This is a genomic window from uncultured Bacteroides sp., assembly GCF_902491285.1.
In the GTDB taxonomy this organism is placed as follows: Bacteria; Bacteroidota; Bacteroidia; order Bacteroidales; family Bacteroidaceae; genus Bacteroides.
Map to the genome: position 1 here is coordinate 1 of NZ_CABUHK010000019.1, position 16,395 is coordinate 16,395.

At 37.7% G+C, this 16,395-nt stretch carries 20 protein-coding genes; 3 read left to right on the top strand and 17 right to left on the bottom strand.

The genetic code is table 11. The annotated features are described in order from the left end of the window. Positions 1-201: 201 nt before the first annotated feature. The gene (locus RDN93_RS06860) at positions 202-1,401 is read left to right on the top strand and encodes a site-specific integrase (RefSeq protein ID WP_308744805.1); all 1,200 of its coding nucleotides are present in this window, start codon (positions 202-204) and stop codon (positions 1,399-1,401) included. 43 nt (positions 1,402-1,444) lie between these two features. Here RDN93_RS06860 and RDN93_RS06865 read toward each other — a convergent pair whose 3' ends face one another. The 4 genes from RDN93_RS06865 to RDN93_RS06880 form a co-directional block, all read right to left on the bottom strand. Beyond that, entirely contained in the window at positions 1,445-2,170 is a 726-nt protein-coding gene (locus tag RDN93_RS06865) for a hypothetical protein (protein ID WP_308744806.1), read from the bottom strand. Positions 2,171-2,289: 119 nt separating this feature from the next. Next, positions 2,290-2,676, bottom strand: a complete 387-nt coding sequence (locus RDN93_RS06870; protein WP_308744807.1) for a hypothetical protein — start codon at positions 2,674-2,676, stop codon at positions 2,290-2,292. Further along, positions 2,673-3,068, bottom strand: coding sequence for a D-Ala-D-Ala carboxypeptidase family metallohydrolase (locus RDN93_RS06875; RefSeq protein WP_308744808.1), 396 nt, complete (start codon positions 3,066-3,068; stop codon positions 2,673-2,675). The genes RDN93_RS06870 and RDN93_RS06875 overlap by 4 nt, the downstream gene beginning before the upstream one ends. Continuing rightward, the gene (locus tag RDN93_RS06880; protein WP_308744809.1) at positions 3,065-3,472 is read right to left on the bottom strand and encodes a hypothetical protein; all 408 of its coding nucleotides are present in this window, start codon (positions 3,470-3,472) and stop codon (positions 3,065-3,067) included. Before RDN93_RS06880 ends, RDN93_RS06875 begins: the two co-directional genes overlap by 4 nt. Positions 3,473-3,621: 149 nt before the next feature. Here RDN93_RS06880 and RDN93_RS22075 point away from each other — a divergent pair, with 149 nt between their 5' ends. Together RDN93_RS22075 and RDN93_RS06885 are read left to right on the top strand one after the other, a co-directional pair. After that, positions 3,622-3,876, top strand: coding sequence for a hypothetical protein (locus RDN93_RS22075; RefSeq protein WP_374047370.1), 255 nt, complete (start codon positions 3,622-3,624; stop codon positions 3,874-3,876). A gap of 17 nt (positions 3,877-3,893) precedes the next feature. Further along, positions 3,894-4,424 carry a DUF4376 domain-containing protein gene (locus tag RDN93_RS06885; RefSeq protein WP_308744810.1) on the top strand — a complete coding sequence of 177 codons (531 nt, stop codon included), beginning with the start codon at positions 3,894-3,896 and terminating at the stop codon, positions 4,422-4,424. Here the strand turns inward: RDN93_RS06885 and RDN93_RS06890 are convergent. The 13 genes from RDN93_RS06890 to RDN93_RS06950 all read right to left on the bottom strand — a co-directional run bounded on the left by RDN93_RS06890 (position 4,394) and on the right by RDN93_RS06950 (position 16,394). After that, complete coding sequence (locus RDN93_RS06890; protein WP_308744811.1) at positions 4,394-4,933, bottom strand: DUF4376 domain-containing protein; 540 nt, start codon at positions 4,931-4,933, stop codon at positions 4,394-4,396. The genes RDN93_RS06885 and RDN93_RS06890 overlap by 31 nt on opposite strands. 12 nt (positions 4,934-4,945) lie before the next feature. Then, positions 4,946-5,560, bottom strand: coding sequence for a hypothetical protein (locus RDN93_RS06895; protein ID WP_308744812.1), 615 nt, complete (start codon positions 5,558-5,560; stop codon positions 4,946-4,948). A gap of 15 nt (positions 5,561-5,575) precedes the next feature. Continuing rightward, positions 5,576-8,080, bottom strand: a complete 2,505-nt coding sequence (locus tag RDN93_RS06900; RefSeq protein ID WP_308744813.1) for a hypothetical protein — start codon at positions 8,078-8,080, stop codon at positions 5,576-5,578. Further along, positions 8,077-10,464 carry a hypothetical protein gene (locus RDN93_RS06905; protein ID WP_308744814.1) on the bottom strand — a complete coding sequence of 796 codons (2,388 nt, stop codon included), beginning with the start codon at positions 10,462-10,464 and terminating at the stop codon, positions 8,077-8,079. The genes RDN93_RS06900 and RDN93_RS06905 overlap by 4 nt, the downstream gene beginning before the upstream one ends. Continuing rightward, positions 10,461-12,539, bottom strand: a complete 2,079-nt coding sequence (locus tag RDN93_RS06910) for a hypothetical protein (protein WP_308744815.1) — start codon at positions 12,537-12,539, stop codon at positions 10,461-10,463. Before RDN93_RS06910 ends, RDN93_RS06905 begins: the two co-directional genes overlap by 4 nt. After that, a complete protein-coding gene (locus RDN93_RS06915; protein WP_308744816.1) occupies positions 12,532-12,789 on the bottom strand; it encodes a hypothetical protein in 258 nt (85 codons plus the stop codon). The genes RDN93_RS06910 and RDN93_RS06915 overlap by 8 nt, the downstream gene beginning before the upstream one ends. Positions 12,790-12,857: 68 nt before the next feature. Next, positions 12,858-13,181 carry a hypothetical protein gene (locus tag RDN93_RS06920; protein ID WP_308744817.1) on the bottom strand — a complete coding sequence of 108 codons (324 nt, stop codon included), beginning with the start codon at positions 13,179-13,181 and terminating at the stop codon, positions 12,858-12,860. A 40-nt stretch (positions 13,182-13,221) separates the two neighbouring features. Further along, the gene (locus RDN93_RS06925) at positions 13,222-13,677 is read right to left on the bottom strand and encodes a phage tail tube protein (protein ID WP_308744818.1); all 456 of its coding nucleotides are present in this window, start codon (positions 13,675-13,677) and stop codon (positions 13,222-13,224) included. A 25-nt stretch (positions 13,678-13,702) separates the two neighbouring features. Then, on the bottom strand, positions 13,703-14,089 hold the full coding sequence (locus tag RDN93_RS06930) for a DUF3168 domain-containing protein (RefSeq protein ID WP_308744819.1): 387 nt from the start codon (positions 14,087-14,089) through the stop codon (positions 13,703-13,705). Beyond that, positions 14,086-14,589 (bottom strand): hypothetical protein, encoded by a 504-nt coding sequence (locus RDN93_RS06935; RefSeq protein WP_143257516.1) that lies wholly within the window; start codon positions 14,587-14,589, stop codon positions 14,086-14,088. Before RDN93_RS06935 ends, RDN93_RS06930 begins: the two co-directional genes overlap by 4 nt. Beyond that, positions 14,582-14,899 (bottom strand): phage head closure protein, encoded by a 318-nt coding sequence (locus RDN93_RS06940; protein WP_008999302.1) that lies wholly within the window; start codon positions 14,897-14,899, stop codon positions 14,582-14,584. Before RDN93_RS06940 ends, RDN93_RS06935 begins: the two co-directional genes overlap by 8 nt. Next, positions 14,899-15,195, bottom strand: a complete 297-nt coding sequence (locus RDN93_RS06945; protein ID WP_308744820.1) for a head-tail connector protein — start codon at positions 15,193-15,195, stop codon at positions 14,899-14,901. Before RDN93_RS06945 ends, RDN93_RS06940 begins: the two co-directional genes overlap by 1 nt. Positions 15,196-15,263: 68 nt before the next feature. Then, positions 15,264-16,394, bottom strand: a complete 1,131-nt coding sequence (locus tag RDN93_RS06950) for a phage major capsid protein (protein ID WP_308744821.1) — start codon at positions 16,392-16,394, stop codon at positions 15,264-15,266. Position 16,395 lies beyond the last annotated feature (1 nt).

The following is a 16,395-nucleotide window of genomic DNA, read 5'->3' on the forward strand; positions in this document are numbered from 1 at the left end:
GGGAAGAGGATGTTTTCATGATGCAAAAATAAGAATTTTAACGCAATCCCCCAAGTTTTCAGACTGAGCCGTTTTTAGGCGTTATAAACGGGTATCATCAAAGGAGAAAATGCAAATTTAATGCAAATTTTCATCACGCGTTTTTGTCGCGCTACCCGATTAATACGCTGTTTGCGTATATATACTAAAAATGATAATAATATGGCGACAGTTAGTTTTTACTTAGACACTCGCAGAGAAAAGAAAGACGGTACATACCCGGTTAAATTACAAATCAGACACAAAGGGCAAATAATGCTATGTACTGATTTTTGCGCTACGCCGGAAACATGGACGGGCACGGAGTATAACAAGAATGCAAAGAATCATAAAGCTAAGAACGTAGCGATTCGAAATCTTATTAATCGCGTTGAAATGCTACTCGTTATCCTTGACGACAATCAGAAATTAAAAAACATGAGCGACACGGCTTTAAAAGCATACATTTTAAAGTCAATCAAAAACGAATCAACTACTAAAGCATTCGTTAACTACATAGACGAGTTTATAGCCACTAAGACAAAGGGCAATACAAGAGAGGTGTATAAAGGTACAAAGAATAAAATTCTTGCTTATGATCCAGGGTGCACATTTGAATCTATGACTAAGAAATGGTTAGAAGCATTTAACAAGTGGCTAAAAGATACCGGAATGAAAACCAATTCAATATCTATTCACCTAAGAAATATTAGGGCGATTTTCAATTATGCGATAGACAATGAAGAGACGGAATTATATCCGTTCAGGAAGTTCACAATAGAAAAAGAAGAAACAAGAAAACGCTCGTTAAAGTCGGATCAACTTGTTACTCTAAGAGACTTCATCGGCGAAGAATATCAAAAAGAGTATCAAGATATATTCATGCTTATGTTTTATTTAATTGGAATAAACGGAATTGATTTATTCCACGTTAAACAAATAACCGACGGACGCATAGAGTACAAACGAGAAAAAACCGGAAAATTATACTCTATCAAAGTAGAACCGGAAGCAATGGAGATAATAAGCAGGTATAAAGGAAATAAATTTCTACTAAACACGCTCGAAACCAACGATTACAATTATAGAAAGTATATGGCAGCAATGAATAGAGGTTTGCAAAAACTGGGAAATTTCGAACGAAAAGGATTAGGCGGGAAAAAGATTAGAGATATTTTATTTCCCGACATCACCTCGTATTGGGCGCGCCATACATGGGCTACAATAGCGCATAAAATAGGAATATCGAAAGATGTAATATCTTTAGCTTTGGGGCATGAGTTCGGATGCAAAACAACCGGAATTTATATAGATTACGATTTAGAGCAAATAGATAAAGCGAATAGAAAAGTAATAGACTATATTAATTCGTTATTGCTTTAACTTAGTTAACCCCGCAAACTGAAATATGCGGGGTTAATATATTCTAACCATTAAAGATTTTTTTCTTTTTAATACTATATATTTCTAGCCTTCTCATCAATGATGTATAATCTATTAAAATATCACTATGGTCAAAACCTATTTTAGTTCGTTCTAATCCCATACTCATTAAATTTTCGTATAATCTAAGCCTATTGAAAAATTTACTATCCTCTATTTCTGATAAAAGTAAAACAAGATCACTATCTAATAATGAAAACTTTGATAAAATTTGCTCAACAGTCCTAGTTGTTTCGTTTTTAAAGTTGATACAATATTGATTCCATGTAGCAAAAATCGGGGGATGTGATAACCCCAAAATTAAAGGAGCATCTGCTTTAGCTTTATTCCCTGAAATTATTTCACAGATTTTTTTAAAATCATCATCTGACAAAAATTTGTAGTATTCTATCTTAGCATAGCTACACATCTCTTTTATTACTGTTTCGTATTGCCCTAAAATAAGATCAAGCTTAGGTAATACATATTTGTTTATACATTTTTGATCATACCACTCTTTATAATGTACTACCATTAAATGAAACATAAAACCTGTTACATACGCAAAAGATATATCATAAAAAATCTCCCCCCAAATGGATGCACCCGCAAATATCTCATCTATTTTTATTAAGAAAAATTTATAGATAATAATATATAAAATTGAAAGAATAAACGCTTTAAGCAATCCTTTTCTTACAGTTTTTATGAAATTAAGAAATGAGTTCATATCATTTTATTTAGTTGATAATTAATTATAATGGAGATAACTATTTAATTGAGACAAGATTTCTCTGTCACGGACTAAACACTTGTATACTCACTTTTAGCAAAGGTATTACTTATTTTTTACTTATGTACTATTCGTCCGATTATTATCAAAATAAAAACAATAACGATCCCGAAAGCCCATCCGCCTATCTCCATCTTTAAACTTTGCCATCGGTTCAACTTCTTTTCGACCGGATAAGGTACACAAATAGAATCGTTTTTAAGAATCGTATCGGTGCGATTCGTTGTTAGATAGCGATACAGATATTTATATCTATACTGATAGACTGTATCGCCCTTTACGAGCGTATAAATGCTGTCATGCTGATAGATACTATCAAATCGGATACTATCACGTGTCTTGTATTCAGTGCGAACAGACTCGACTGGGATATATTGAGTCCGGCATGATACAAAACATATTGCTAACATCAGCAATATGATAATATAGACTAGCCGTTTCATAGCTTTAAGACTTGTTTCCGGTTGCGTCCCTCTCTGAATGATACGTGCACCCAGGAGAAATCTTTTTCGTCGATTAACTGGTCGAAAGGCAATTCGCTTTTAATTATTTCGAATAGTTTCCGGTTCTCTTCTTTACTTCCTACCGTAATATCAGCGGCTTCTCCAAGTCGATGTTGGCTAGATGTCGCACCGTTCACACTGCGATTAAGAATCGCACTACGATACCCAGAACTAACGCGGATCGGCTTCCCATATTTCTCGCGTAGAGGATCGAGTACATTATCTACTAGCTTTGTTAAATTGCTGATAGCTTCCGCCGTAGGGAAATTATCAATCCCTTTCGCTAGTGCCGTGTCGGAGTGCGAAAGCTCTTTAATGGTAAAATGTTTCATTCTGTTGTCTCCTTATTATTTTGATTAATAGTTATCGGTCTACGCGGTGGCGTTCTTCGATTACACTCGCTATCTGGTCTATCACATCGGTTGTGTTCTGCATCTTTCAAGACTAATTCAAACTCGTAGTATTTTCGCATCCAGTTTTGACACTCTGTTTGTGCGGTTCTCCATTCTCGATAAATCGTATCTACTTTCTCGTCACGTTGTTTTAATCGTTCGTCGTATCGTTCGATCTGCTTGTTTAGATTGTCAATGATAGAAAGTAAATTTTGAAGTTCCATAGAATCTGCAGAAGCCTTTTCTTTTCTGGCATTCGTTTTTCGATTTGCTAGAAAAGTAACAGTAAATCGGATCGCCTCTAATCCACCTAACGCGCCTATGATTTTTAGCCATTCATCCATGTTTTTATTTGTATTCCTGCTTTTCTTGTTTTGGTAGCTTGACAATTTCGCTAAGTTCTCTCGGAACTAATGCAGCATTGAAAGACTTTTCAAATGTTACGACAAAATCGTTAGGACAGAACGGGTATTATAAGTTCCCTGATGGCTTAATGATGCAATGGGGAAACTCGAGTACATCAGGTCGAAACAAAACGGTATATCTACCTATATCATTCTATGATTCTAATTATTCGGTCATGATTGCGATGAGAAGAACTATAGATAACACTACTAATTTGACTGGTGATATCTATTCATTTTCTAAAGCATCATTTATAATGTACGGATTATTTCATGCAACAGATTCAAATAATGGCGCTTATAATGGTGGATTTAACTGGGTAGCAATCGGTCGATGGAAATAAACTAATAAATAAAAATTATGAAGTATTGGAAAAATGGATTTTACGATACACCACATAATGGTGCGGTAGAAATTAGTGAAAAGTATTATCAGGAATTGTTATCCGGTCAATCAGCAGGAAAGATGATTGTTGAGGACAAAAAAGGATTTCCAATTTTGGTAGAATATGAGCCCACTATCGAAGAGCTAAGAACACAAAAGATTGGCGAATTACGGGTGTACGACGCATCTGATGCAGTGAATCAATTCTCAATCAATGGCGTATCCGGATGGTTCAATAAATCTACCCGTGTCGGACTTATGAACTCTTTTTCGGTAGAACAAGCAAGCGAAAGAGACGAAACAAGTATCTGGCTAGGTGATGCCTTATTTGTGCTCCCTATTGATAAGGCGGTTGATGTGTTGCGTCAACTTGAATTATATGCCCTTGCATGCTACAATGTCACACAAAGGCATATTAACAGCATCAATCAGCTAGAGACGAAAGAAGCTATCAAAGTGTATGATTTCCGTACAGGCTATCCCGGAAAACTCAATTTTGCTGGATAACCTACTTTATAATCGTATTTTTCAATCTCTTCGATTGAATCAAGTGTATTAACTGCTGCGATGTGCAATTGTGTCACGTTGTAGCAGTTTAACGCATACAATTCAAGTGCATTTAACATTGCTAGAGCATCCGGTATCGGGATGACATATTTCACTGCATTATACCATAAAATCGTATCCGTTTTCCCTACTTCCTTTTCAATTGAAACTGAGTTAAATAATCCAACACGTGTAGATTTATCTAACCACATGCTTCTATCCGATAATTTAAAAGAATTGACACTGTTTGATTTGTCATATTGTTGAATTTCAGACACTTTAATTTTCCGTACTTCCTCGAGGTCGTACTCGTATTCTACCAAAATCGGGTATCCTTCATCGTTTTCTACTATTAGTTTTCCAGCTGATTGACCGGATAACAATTCCTGATAATACTCTTCACTAATTTCTACCGCACCATTTATTTTGGTATCGTAGAATCCATTATTCCAATACATTTTTTGTTTCATGATAATCTTGTTTTATTTCCATTTTCCAATTGCAATCCAATCAAATGCCTCGCTGGGATAACCGCTAGCACCTGTTGTGGCATTGTGAAAATCCCCCCTTACTTTAAATGCGGAAACGCTTTTATTATTAACCGTTATAGATGAAACGACAACTGCTGCAATCGGAGTTTCCGAGGTTAGTGATACCCTATAAGAGTCATTAGCGAATGATATAGGGAGATATACCGTCCTTGTTGCTCCTGTTGAATTAATCCATCCCCAACAGATGAGTAAACCGTTGCTAAATTTAATGTATGAAGAAGTAGCTTCAGTACTAAAACGATAGGTTGTTATATTCGACATATCAGCCTTGGCATATGTAGTTCCGAGAGAACTTAGCGTGTTTTTCTCCGTCTGCGTCATGAACTTATGTGTAGAATCTTCCGAAATGTCCGTTGCTGTATGCGTATGTGCATCAGCTGCATAATCTCCCAGTGGTTGGTATCTGGTATCATTACGCAAATCGTGATTGTGTGAATTGAAGTTCTGTAATAAATTACTTAAACCCTCTGTCAGTTGGGGCACTTGTTGAAGTCGATTAAATATTTCAATCGCTTCTAATTGAATGTTATACTTTTCTCCTGCCATATTGTTACTAATTTTTCAAAATAATTTCAATTCAAAGAAACATTCCCCATCCGCCAAACTTGCGCCGTTAGATATAGCTACGGTAAATCCTTCTACATCTAAATTTAATAATGTAGCTATTGCGGGTTTACCGGAGCTATTAGGGATATAATCATACCCGGTTAATGTTACATAACCATTTGACCCTAATTGGTATTGATGCCATTCTTCGGGAAATGTTACCTTATATTTCCCAATCGATATTTTGCTAACCGAAAGGGTAGCGCCATCGGCGGTATGTACATTATAAAGGGAAGGATTATAATTTGCAGTTATATTTATATATCCGCACGCCAATATTCTAGGTATTATGCCATATGGCGCCGCATTACTCCCCATAAATCCCCTTGACTTACCGAGTAATTTTGTATTAGTAACTTTTATACCCGCCGAATCATTCTCTATATCCATCTGAAGATATTTGCCCCATGCATCGTAATCCCTATTTATTAAGGTGATATTATTCCCCCTCTTATCCCCCATTGTCATACCATTGGCAAAAATGCGAGATACATACCCCGAGGGTATAGCTTTAACTTCAAAATGCGTTAATCTGATTCTTGAAACTAAACGTGTATCTCCTTCACTTTTTAAATTTATGGATGAAACTAGGGAACATTTTAGTTTATACCTTCCTGCTACGGGTAGTACAATATTAAGTTTAATAGACGACACAAAAGTATCGGCGCCAGTTTCTTCCGAATGCTCCCTATTAAGTAATACATAAGATTCTATGGGAGTGTTAAAATCCCCGTTTTCATATCTAATGACTTCCACCTTTATAGAGGCTTTCCCCGTTGCTCTACCGTTGAATAAAAGGGTATATGCATAATAATATTTATATTGTATAGTAGTTTCTCCTACTACATCAAAATATGATTCAGATATAGGGCTAAAGTCTATATACTTAGATACACTTTCCGTAACTAGTGATATATTAGTATCAATATTTGCCATGTGTGTTTGCATGACAGATGGCTCTAATGCAGTCAGAATAGGTACATCTTGATTGTATATATCATCAATATTATTATATTCGTTTCCTTCAACAATTGTGCAAACCTTGTTTTCTTCATTATATACTCTTAGGTCACATGTGTCGGGCGAAAGCTCCAAATGTGCGCCGGACTCATCGCCGACAATATTAAGACCTTTGTTGCTAACCGCCCAAACTTTACCTTCTTGGGATTGCAATAATATTGCGCCGCTAACCTCTACGCCATCTTCTGGGGTATACTTTATATAAGAACTTCCATCCCGAGTTCCAATATAACTACGACCGTAATTGTTAGAATAAAAAAGCTGACTAACTGAATCAAATCCTTCATCTTTCACGGCTTTACCTTCAAGCGAATAAGAGTCAATGCCTTGCAGCATTTGGGTTATAGGAGCGTTATCTCCATAAGCAGATAAAAGTATTGCATTCTGACGTGATGGATCAGTTCGATTGCCTAATTGAATGATTGTATCTCCTGCCTGTGGAATATCGCTATTTGGGACGCAATCATCTACAGACAGGTCTATATAATCATCACCAACAGCAACAACATAGCGCCAATAATAACGATTAGAAACACCCTCATAAGCCCCTTCTTTAATATTAAATTGGCGACACTGTGCAAAATCTCCTACAACAAATTGGCTAAATACTGCTTTTTCTCCATCGTCGGCAGTAAAATAACAACGATAACGCCTTTCGGATGAAAGTAGTTGAACGTCGTTTATATCGTATAGTTCTATATCATTGATATCTCGTAGGGCTAGTTCTTTTATATTATCAACCTTAGTACACTTAATACTAGCACATGATAGTATTTGTTGCCCGGATACATGTTGAGACTCTTTAATTTCAATAGAATCAAATATAGCCTTTAGCCTCACATAGAGTTCATCAACCTCAATATAAGATTTGCCCGTTTTAGGATCACGCTTTATTAAATAGCCGGAACCAAGCGCCCCGTTTGAAAATTCTTTAGACTGTAATAGGTCAGAAGTTGCACCGCTGTCAAGTATTATATGTCCTTTTGCTGTATCAGAGTTAACTTTAGATAAATACAGTTCTTTTAGAGATTCGATAGCGTCTATTAGTTTTTGGCTAATCGCATTCAGTTCCTTTTTTATACGAAGAGAAGATAAGACGTTTTCGTCTGAAAGCTCCGTTTTCGTATCTCCGTCTTTAATAATGCGTGATAAGATTTCGGAAATCGCACGCAAAGAAGAAAATGTATTATCATCGCTCGGAATAGTATCAGTATCGTGTAAAGAGATAATACGCGATTTTATTTCTAACAAAGCACGAAGAGATGAAAATACATTCTCATCTGAAACGGTACGTCCATCGTCGATTTTCAGCACATCAATATTAGCCCCGCCGCCATTTATAGGCGTTGGGGTTGTTGTGCTAAAACTTACCGAACCGGAATTGCGTAAATACTTATTCCGAAACGAATGCGGTACTTTTTTGTTTTCTATCTCTATCATGTTTCTGTTAATGACACGTTACAACTTTCATTTGCATAATCAATATTCATTTGATCGACGACCATTTCTCTTTTGAGGGAATTTTCGTAAATCCTAGACAGTATCGAAAAGCCACGATTTAAATTATTACTGTATCTAAATTTAGGAGCTTTATAATGTGTGTAAAGCTTGTCTATTAGTATTTGTTCCGGCAATACATTTTTATCGTGCAACGGACTATATACCGTTTTTAAATAATCGAATTTATCCCCTGATTTGGTAGCGCAATTTGAATAAGACGAAATATTCTTTGCATTTGAATTGATTAGTAGTTCGATGTCGTCCATTTCTGTAACATTGTTATCGTTTATTACGTTACTATATACTACGTCGGAATCATCCACTACATCGTTAAATATATCGTAAGTTACTTTGCTATTAGTGTACTTGAATGTGAAATCGGATATATGAAAGGCGTTACAAGGAGAACATCTCCCATCTGTACGATACATTGGATAGCCCCCTAAATGATTTGGAGTGCCTAATTCTAAATGTATTTTACCGCATAGAATTTTATCATCTGGCAGTTTTATCGCTACGCCGTCCGTTGAATCGTATAGATTAAATCTATAACTAACAGTATTCGTTAATCTCTTTTCTTCATCGAAAACTTTGTCACCTTCTTTATTTATATGAACCAAATAGAAACCATCTTTTAGTACACATTCATCATGATACCATTTCTCAACAAAAATATCCTCACCGTTTTCCCTATACGCATAAACCTTATTTCTATCAGAAAATCCGCCGGAAGCTTTTTCACCGCTAGTTGAATCATATTCCCCCTTGCTTACAAATCTCCAATCTCCAAATTCATCTTTATATCTATACCATGTAGCACCTTTATAAGTTAAGTTATGTGTAATCTTATAATAGTCTCGAGCGACACGATTCGTATAATACTTACTACTTCTCCACATCTCGCCATCATAATAATAATCATCTATATATAACTTACATGGTATTGTAGTATGATTAAATCCTGAACCGTACTTAGTATTCGAATATACTTCGTCAGACGTTTTTATTATATCATTCGGAAGAAGAGACGCCGACATTCTATAAGCGATATTTATTATAAAACATCCCCCTTTAAATAAAGAGTATTCTTCTTTTTGCAGCATTAAACGCGTGCTACTATTTTTCCAAAAATTATCATATTTTTCCAAAAATGAAATACAGGTTCGCCAACTTAATGAAGAGGGCTCACCTTCTTCTGTTACATAATTATCATACTTTTGCCATACTACACCAGAAGAAATACTATTCATGTTATCAATAGTAACTTCTTCAATTATTTCATACTCCAATCCAGTTTTTACAGGTTTGGGGTAATACCAATTACTTTTAGATTTAAAAAACGAATTAAGAAGAGTATAATTCTTTCCGTCTATATCCCTGCTGGATATATAATATTTGTTAGGTGCAGAGTTTTGATTTATTATATCCTTTTCGTCGTCGAGCAATTCCGGGCATAAGTTGGTTATCTGATTCATATTAGCAACAACAGATACTTTGTTATACACATCACCAAACGATATACTTCCCGCACTTTCAGATACGCCAATATTACGCACATTCAATAGTGCGGAAGGGATTGTTATACTTTCACATGTATCGCTTATTCTATCATAAACGAAAAAATGAAGCTCGTCGTTTTTGATAAAATCATAGTCGATCATATAATAAGCATCCTGATACTGAATGAACGTCATACCGATATATTTAGAGATTTCTTCTAAAACATCTCTACTATTCATCGGCTCGTTAGCTTCATCAAAGAAATTTCGTTCATGTATATAAATATCTTCTATCAAAGAAGTAGAAACATCTTTCGAGATTCTATTAGTTTTTTGATAATATAATTTGCTTAAAATCTTTCCGGGATCGGCAATATCAAGAATATGCATAATAACATCTTTGAAGCTTTTAAAATAGACCTTGGAAGGATCAATATAAGAGTATTTCTTATTTTCCAAAACGGAAATAGTATCGATTGCCTGTATCTCCACTATATTAAGCGGAGTTATATAATCGCTCGAATATAAATTAGGACTCATATATCCAAACCACTCTAAAATATCATCCGTTTTATTATATAAACGAACTTCTATATTTTGTCCTTCGGCTGTATAGAGGTCGGACAAGATTCTATCAGTCAATATACTTGTTACCGAATTAGACATTTTCAACGGTTTGTATAAAGTGTCCGATTCGTATTCAACGCTAAACGGGGCATCCGTTAGGGCGAGTTCTTCGGAATACGTTGCAAATACCGTATGAATTTCGATTCTGTATGTCTTGTCCTTTTTGCTATTAAACTCTGAATAATATCGTAACTTCATCTTACTTTGCCTTTCTGATTATAATGATTACTCAAAACTCCCTCTAAATCTCTTCCATGTATGCGGAACGTTACACTTGCAGGCTGATTTCCATTTCCTGCAGACGGTGCGATCTTTTGCGATAAGGAGCTATACGATCCACTATTAAGCATTTGGAATAAGCTGCTTTGTTGCGAACCGTTTAGAATCATCTCGCCTGAATTAAGTAAAGCAGGGACTTTATCGCCTGTAAACGATGCGCCTGGAACGATACCGCCTGTTGCGAATTTGGGCATACTAGCCATTGTTGCGATAATCGAAGCAACGGCGGCAATACCTAGGGCTATTCCGGCAAAAGGTATTCCGGCATGTGCAGACATAGCTTTTGCACCTGCATTAACAACCTCGGCGGTCGTTTCTTCTTGTGTGACAACCGTATCTACTTGCTTTACTCCAATCATTCCCGTTATAGCCGGAATAGCTTGCGCGATAGTCATCAGAAGACTCGCTCCCCATTGTAATACGGATGCGGTATTGCTATCAAATGCACCGGATAAATTGCCCATAATATCCCCTACCGCCGAAAGCGATTCGGCGTAGCGTTCGTTCATGTCTACATCTTTCTTTTTAAACAAAGGCTTATATTTTGGCAACTTAAAATTTTTACCTTCTTTCCCATGAGTAGGTACTTTATCGTAAGTTGGCGCAATAGGTACGGACAAAGCGCCGTCTTTCATTTCACCGTGAGCGATTTTAAACGCTTCTTGATCGACTACAAATTTGAGATTAATCTTTTTTTGCTCTAGCTCGTTAATTGTCGCTTGGATCGTTGCGCGTGCTTGCATGTCGGTTTCGGCAATAAGATTCTTATTTAATGCGGACAACTGAATGTTTATCGCCTCTATACTGTTTCCGCTAGTCTTAATCTGCAATTTTATTTTCTTTGCTTCGAGTTCGTTAATCGTTGCTTTGATAGTCGATTTTGCTTGCACGTCCGTAGTAGCTATAAGTTTATTATTTAGTTTGGCTATTTCGGTGTCATACCATGCGATGGAGTCTTTTTCAGGTTTTATCTTTGTATCGCTACCACTCCCACCGCCGTTTCGCTTGTTGTAGCTTCCGTTTATTTTTGCGTCTGTATTGGCTACTTCCAATTCTTTATTAGATACCGCTACTTTAAGACTATTTGCCGTAGCCCTCATTTTTAACGCCTGTGCTATTGCTGACTTTTCGTCGTCTGCTGATTCAACAAACAGCCGATTTAATTCTCCATAAAGACCAAAGCGGGATTCTTTGTACGCTTTCAATTCCGCGCGAATTTTTCCCGTTTCTTTTGTGTCTACTAGTTGCCCGGAATACGTATCCATGTATTGCGAATCCGTGATTCTCTTTTCGTATGCAGATAGCCGTGCGCTGTGATCTGATTTTATTTTCTCAATCCCCGCCCTATTACTATCTTTTAGAAGATAATCCCACATCTCCCTAGAAACATTATGCCCAAATCCGTTTTTTGAAATGTCAGCCTGTAAAGCAGTATAGGAAGTATCAGTATTGGCAGTCGCTAATGATTGCTGCAAAGTTGCCATCTGCATAAGATATTCCTTTGCTTTGGCCAAATGTTTATTGCGTTCCTCATCGCTTATATTGCGCGCTTTTGCCGCATTCAGTTCAAGCTGATATTTTGTATTAAGATCGTCTACCTCTGCTTTATTAAATAAAGTTTTTGTACCCAAATTATCTAAGGCGACGGATAAATCCCCGGCTTTGTCTATAACGTTTTGCAAGTTAGAAAGAAAGCCATCAAAGTTTCCTAATGTTATGCTAGAAAAAAAAGAATCAACACTCGCCTTTGCTTGATCCATCATTTTAACATAAGCATCTCCCGTTGTTTGTGAGCTATTAATAACTTTCATTAATCCCTCGTATGCTCCCATAGCTACACCGATAGTCCCGGCAAACTTAACGATACCCGCTCCGGCTGTTTTAGCCATATTGCTAATACCGCCCTGAAAGTTATTAACGCCCTTCTTTGACTTCTCTAAATTCGCGTCGAAGTCATTCGTTTTTAATAATAATCTTGTTACTATATCAGACATCTTTATTCGTGTTTAATTGTGATTCATATTCTTTTGCCTTAGCTCGTAATCGCTTCATTTCTTCATCCGTTACGCTCGTATCCTTCTTTTCCTCTTCATCCCACGGGAACCGGAGTATATCGGTTTGCTTTAGCGTTTTAGTGCTATTCGATTGCGCTATAATGAAACCTAACAATCTAGTTTGTTCCCACGCTTCCCGATTGCGTCGGTTCAATCCGTCTATAAACGATTCAACCTCGATAAAGTCCATTTTATCGAGGAAGTAATCGGGAGCGATGCCGCCTTCTCCGACAACACGCGAATAGAGTTCGCGAATACTTACTGCTTTCGTTTCCGCGTCGTCACCTTCTTTTTTTTTACGTCATTTCCTGCCATCTGCGAACGTAGCTTGATTTCATTCAAAATAAACTCTTTGAATTGCTCGAATAGGGTCAAGTCATTTTCGCATAATTCGATAAATTCCTCAAATTCCATTTTGAACGATTCCTGATTAGCGGCAAGCAGGAACGAGTAAAACAAAAGAAACTCGTCTAACATCTTTCCGAACTGAAACGGATAGCCGGATATAGATTCGAATACAAAGAACGCACGGAGCGTATATTTCAAGATATAATCTTTTCCGTTAAGTGATATTGTTTTCATTGAATAGTTGCTTTAGAGGGCGGCAAAACGCCGCCCATGATTACTTACTGGCTGCTTCTTTAGTTAGCGCCCCGGTTCCTTCGAAAGAAATTGAGAATGTCGCTTTATCCCCGTCCGGTGCATTTGCTTCCAGTGAAGTAATTACAGCCTTTCCGGTATATGCACCATTCGCAAGCGTCCAACCTGCGGCGGGCATTTCATTAACATCGGGATTGCCTACAATACCGAATTTCAGTGTTACGGGCTTATGTGCGATAAACAACGCAAACAATTTATCGTAACTATTTGCGTCTGCGTCCGCGCTAAATACGTTTTCACTTGAAGCGTTCCAAGAAAGTTTCTTGATGTCCTTCTCCGTCCAGATGCCCGAATCTTTGCTTTGTGTGTCGATTGTTTCAGCAGACAAACCCAGTTTGCAGGAAGTCGCCAAAGCTAACGCTTTAGCTTCTACAAATAACATCATGTCTTTGCCTAATACTGCCGTTGCTTTACTCATAATTTTATCGTGTTTTAGTTATTAATTATTCAGTTTTAAAAGAGAAAACGAGGTGTTGAATGAAAGTATCTTCGATAAAATCCTCGTCTGCACTCATTAGGTTAGCGTCTATTACATTGAAGTTGTCATATTGCCCGCGTTTGTTTTCGAGCGCCTTACGCACTTCTTCGGCAATGGTGACAGCATTTAAATAGTTATCACTAGCTACGACAACCTCAACCGAAACAGTATCGCCCGTGCCATATCTATCTTTCGTATATTCTGGAACCAGAGAACTACGCTTGTAGATAACGAACGGAAAAGATGTTTCCGTTTTGGTCGAGATAGCATATATTTTATCAGAAACCAATTTTGCCAACTCTGTAGAGTCGCTTAATCTCTTATATACGTGTGCGCCTATTGATAAACTCATTTCTTTTTATTTGCTACTTTCATTATAGAATCAATAATATTTTTCTCTAGTGAGTTCTCTGCTTCTTTCTGCTTCGATTTGACCGCATTAGAAAAGAAGTGGGAAGCATTTATAATACCCCTATTCGCTCCTTTTTTGGTAGCTCGTTCTTTTGTTCCTGATTCGAACCATTTCAACATATAAGCGCGTGATCCCTTTTTACGGCGGTCGATCAAGTCAACCCGTGCACCGGAAGCATTGCGATAAACCGCTACGTTTATTTCGTTCTTTAACGGTTTGAACGATACGCCATTCTTAGAACTGCTAAATTCTGCATCAGTAACAGCGGAAATTAAATTTTCCTGCGCCTGTTTACGAATGATAAGAATCGATTTTCTAAGAGCGGAGGAAATAGCCTTCTTTGCTTCTTTATCGTTCAACCGCTTAAGTAGCTCGTTTACTCGCGTTGCATCCACTTCGACGCGATACAAGTTGCGCCCGGTGTAATTGTCGTTACTCATTGATTACCTCCGCTTCTATAACCGTTGCTTGTTGCTTCCGGTCGTGATTGATAGATAGAATCTTGTATTTCTGCCCGTCGTATTCGATTCGCATTTTAGCGTTAATCTCTTTGCAGATGCGAATCATTATTGTATTAACGGTCGTATTATATATCTCGCCGTTCGCTTCTTTACGTGCACCCGACTTAAAGCGAATGTATGCGCGTTTATCGAATACTTTCACCCAACTTTCAGACGTGCCGCCCAGATTATCGCGCTTTGACTCGCTACGGTAAAAGCCGATCATTTCGTTTAATAATCCCGCTTGCATTACGTGTATCGTTTTAAAGGTTGAAGTAGTAGTTCTACGTGTCCCGGAATAACTTGCGGCGTGGCGAATGTTACCGATTCACGGTTTGCGTAGTAATTCGCTATGAGTATGCGGATTGCGTGCCAGATACGCCGATCTATCTTCGCGTCCTTAACGTAAGTATCTAGCGGATTATTTAGATACGATTCGATAAGAAGTTGAACAGGTTCGATAAGTCCGGTTATATATGTATCGTCAGTGTCGAAATCGACGTTTAAATGCTGTTTAAGCTCTTCAAGTGTTACGTATTGCGCCATATTCAAGTAATTAAGAAAGGGCTAAGGCAGTGAAGCCAAAGCCCTTTCAGTATCAATATCAAATAATATTAAGCCACTTTCTTCTTTGCGATGGCAAAGGCTTCCGGGCGAGCTACAACAATATCATAATCAGTATTCAACACAAAGTTTACGATATTACTTTTCGCTCCGGTGTACGGGTCTATCACTAGATCCATGTCGCCAAACTGACCGATAGCAGCGTTAGAGAATACACCGAATCCGATAGAATCAGCATCCATGTAGTTAGTAACGAGAACCGGATAGCCATTTACCATACCGTTTTGACAAATCATTTCAGCAGCCCCCGCCGCTTTGGGAGTAGACTTCAAAGCGCCATACACTTTCGGGGTGCAAACGTAGGCGGCTGTACCGTCCGTAACATCTACGCCCGCATCCATAACGGTAGATTCAAGTGCAACAATATTCGCGAATGTCAATGCGGAAGTATATTCTACGTCCGGTTTTGCTTTTACAAACACGCCATTACTTGCACTAGATAACGCCGTTCCCGAAAACATCCATTTATTCAAAGCACGGGCGACACCGAGCGAAATTTGCTTCAAAACGACATCCTGCAAAGAATAATTCGTTTGATTGATTGCACGTTTTGATACCGGGATAGAAATAGATACACGTTTGGGGGAAGCCTTGATTTTGTCGATATTCAACTCGGTATCAGTAACCGTAACATTTTCACCCTGAATTGTTGCTTCAACAGCCGCCAATGTTGGGAAAACAAGATCGCCCACGAGCCCGCTTTGCATTTTGATACCGAGCTTATCAATAATCAAGCCTTTTTCTAACGGTTCAATGATTTCACCGATTGTAACCGGAACCATGCTAGCCGCATCGGCTGTATCTGTAACAGTCACCGCACGTTCTACAACTTTAATACCGCCTTCCGATACTACTCCGTTGTATTCTTCCAAAGAACGATGATTCACGACGTCAAAAACAGCCTGTGAAAACAACACTCGACGGTCTGACACCAACCCCGCGTTAATATCTTCAAGCGCACGGCGTTCGACTTTCATTTCCAAAAGTTCTTTCTTTGTTTTCAACTGCTCGAACTGCTCCTTTTCGTTTGCATCAAGTGCTCTCTTTTCGGCTTCTGCTTTATCCAACATAGCGCGCATTTGCTCTTTATATTGAGCAATAGTTTCAAATTCTTTTCTCATG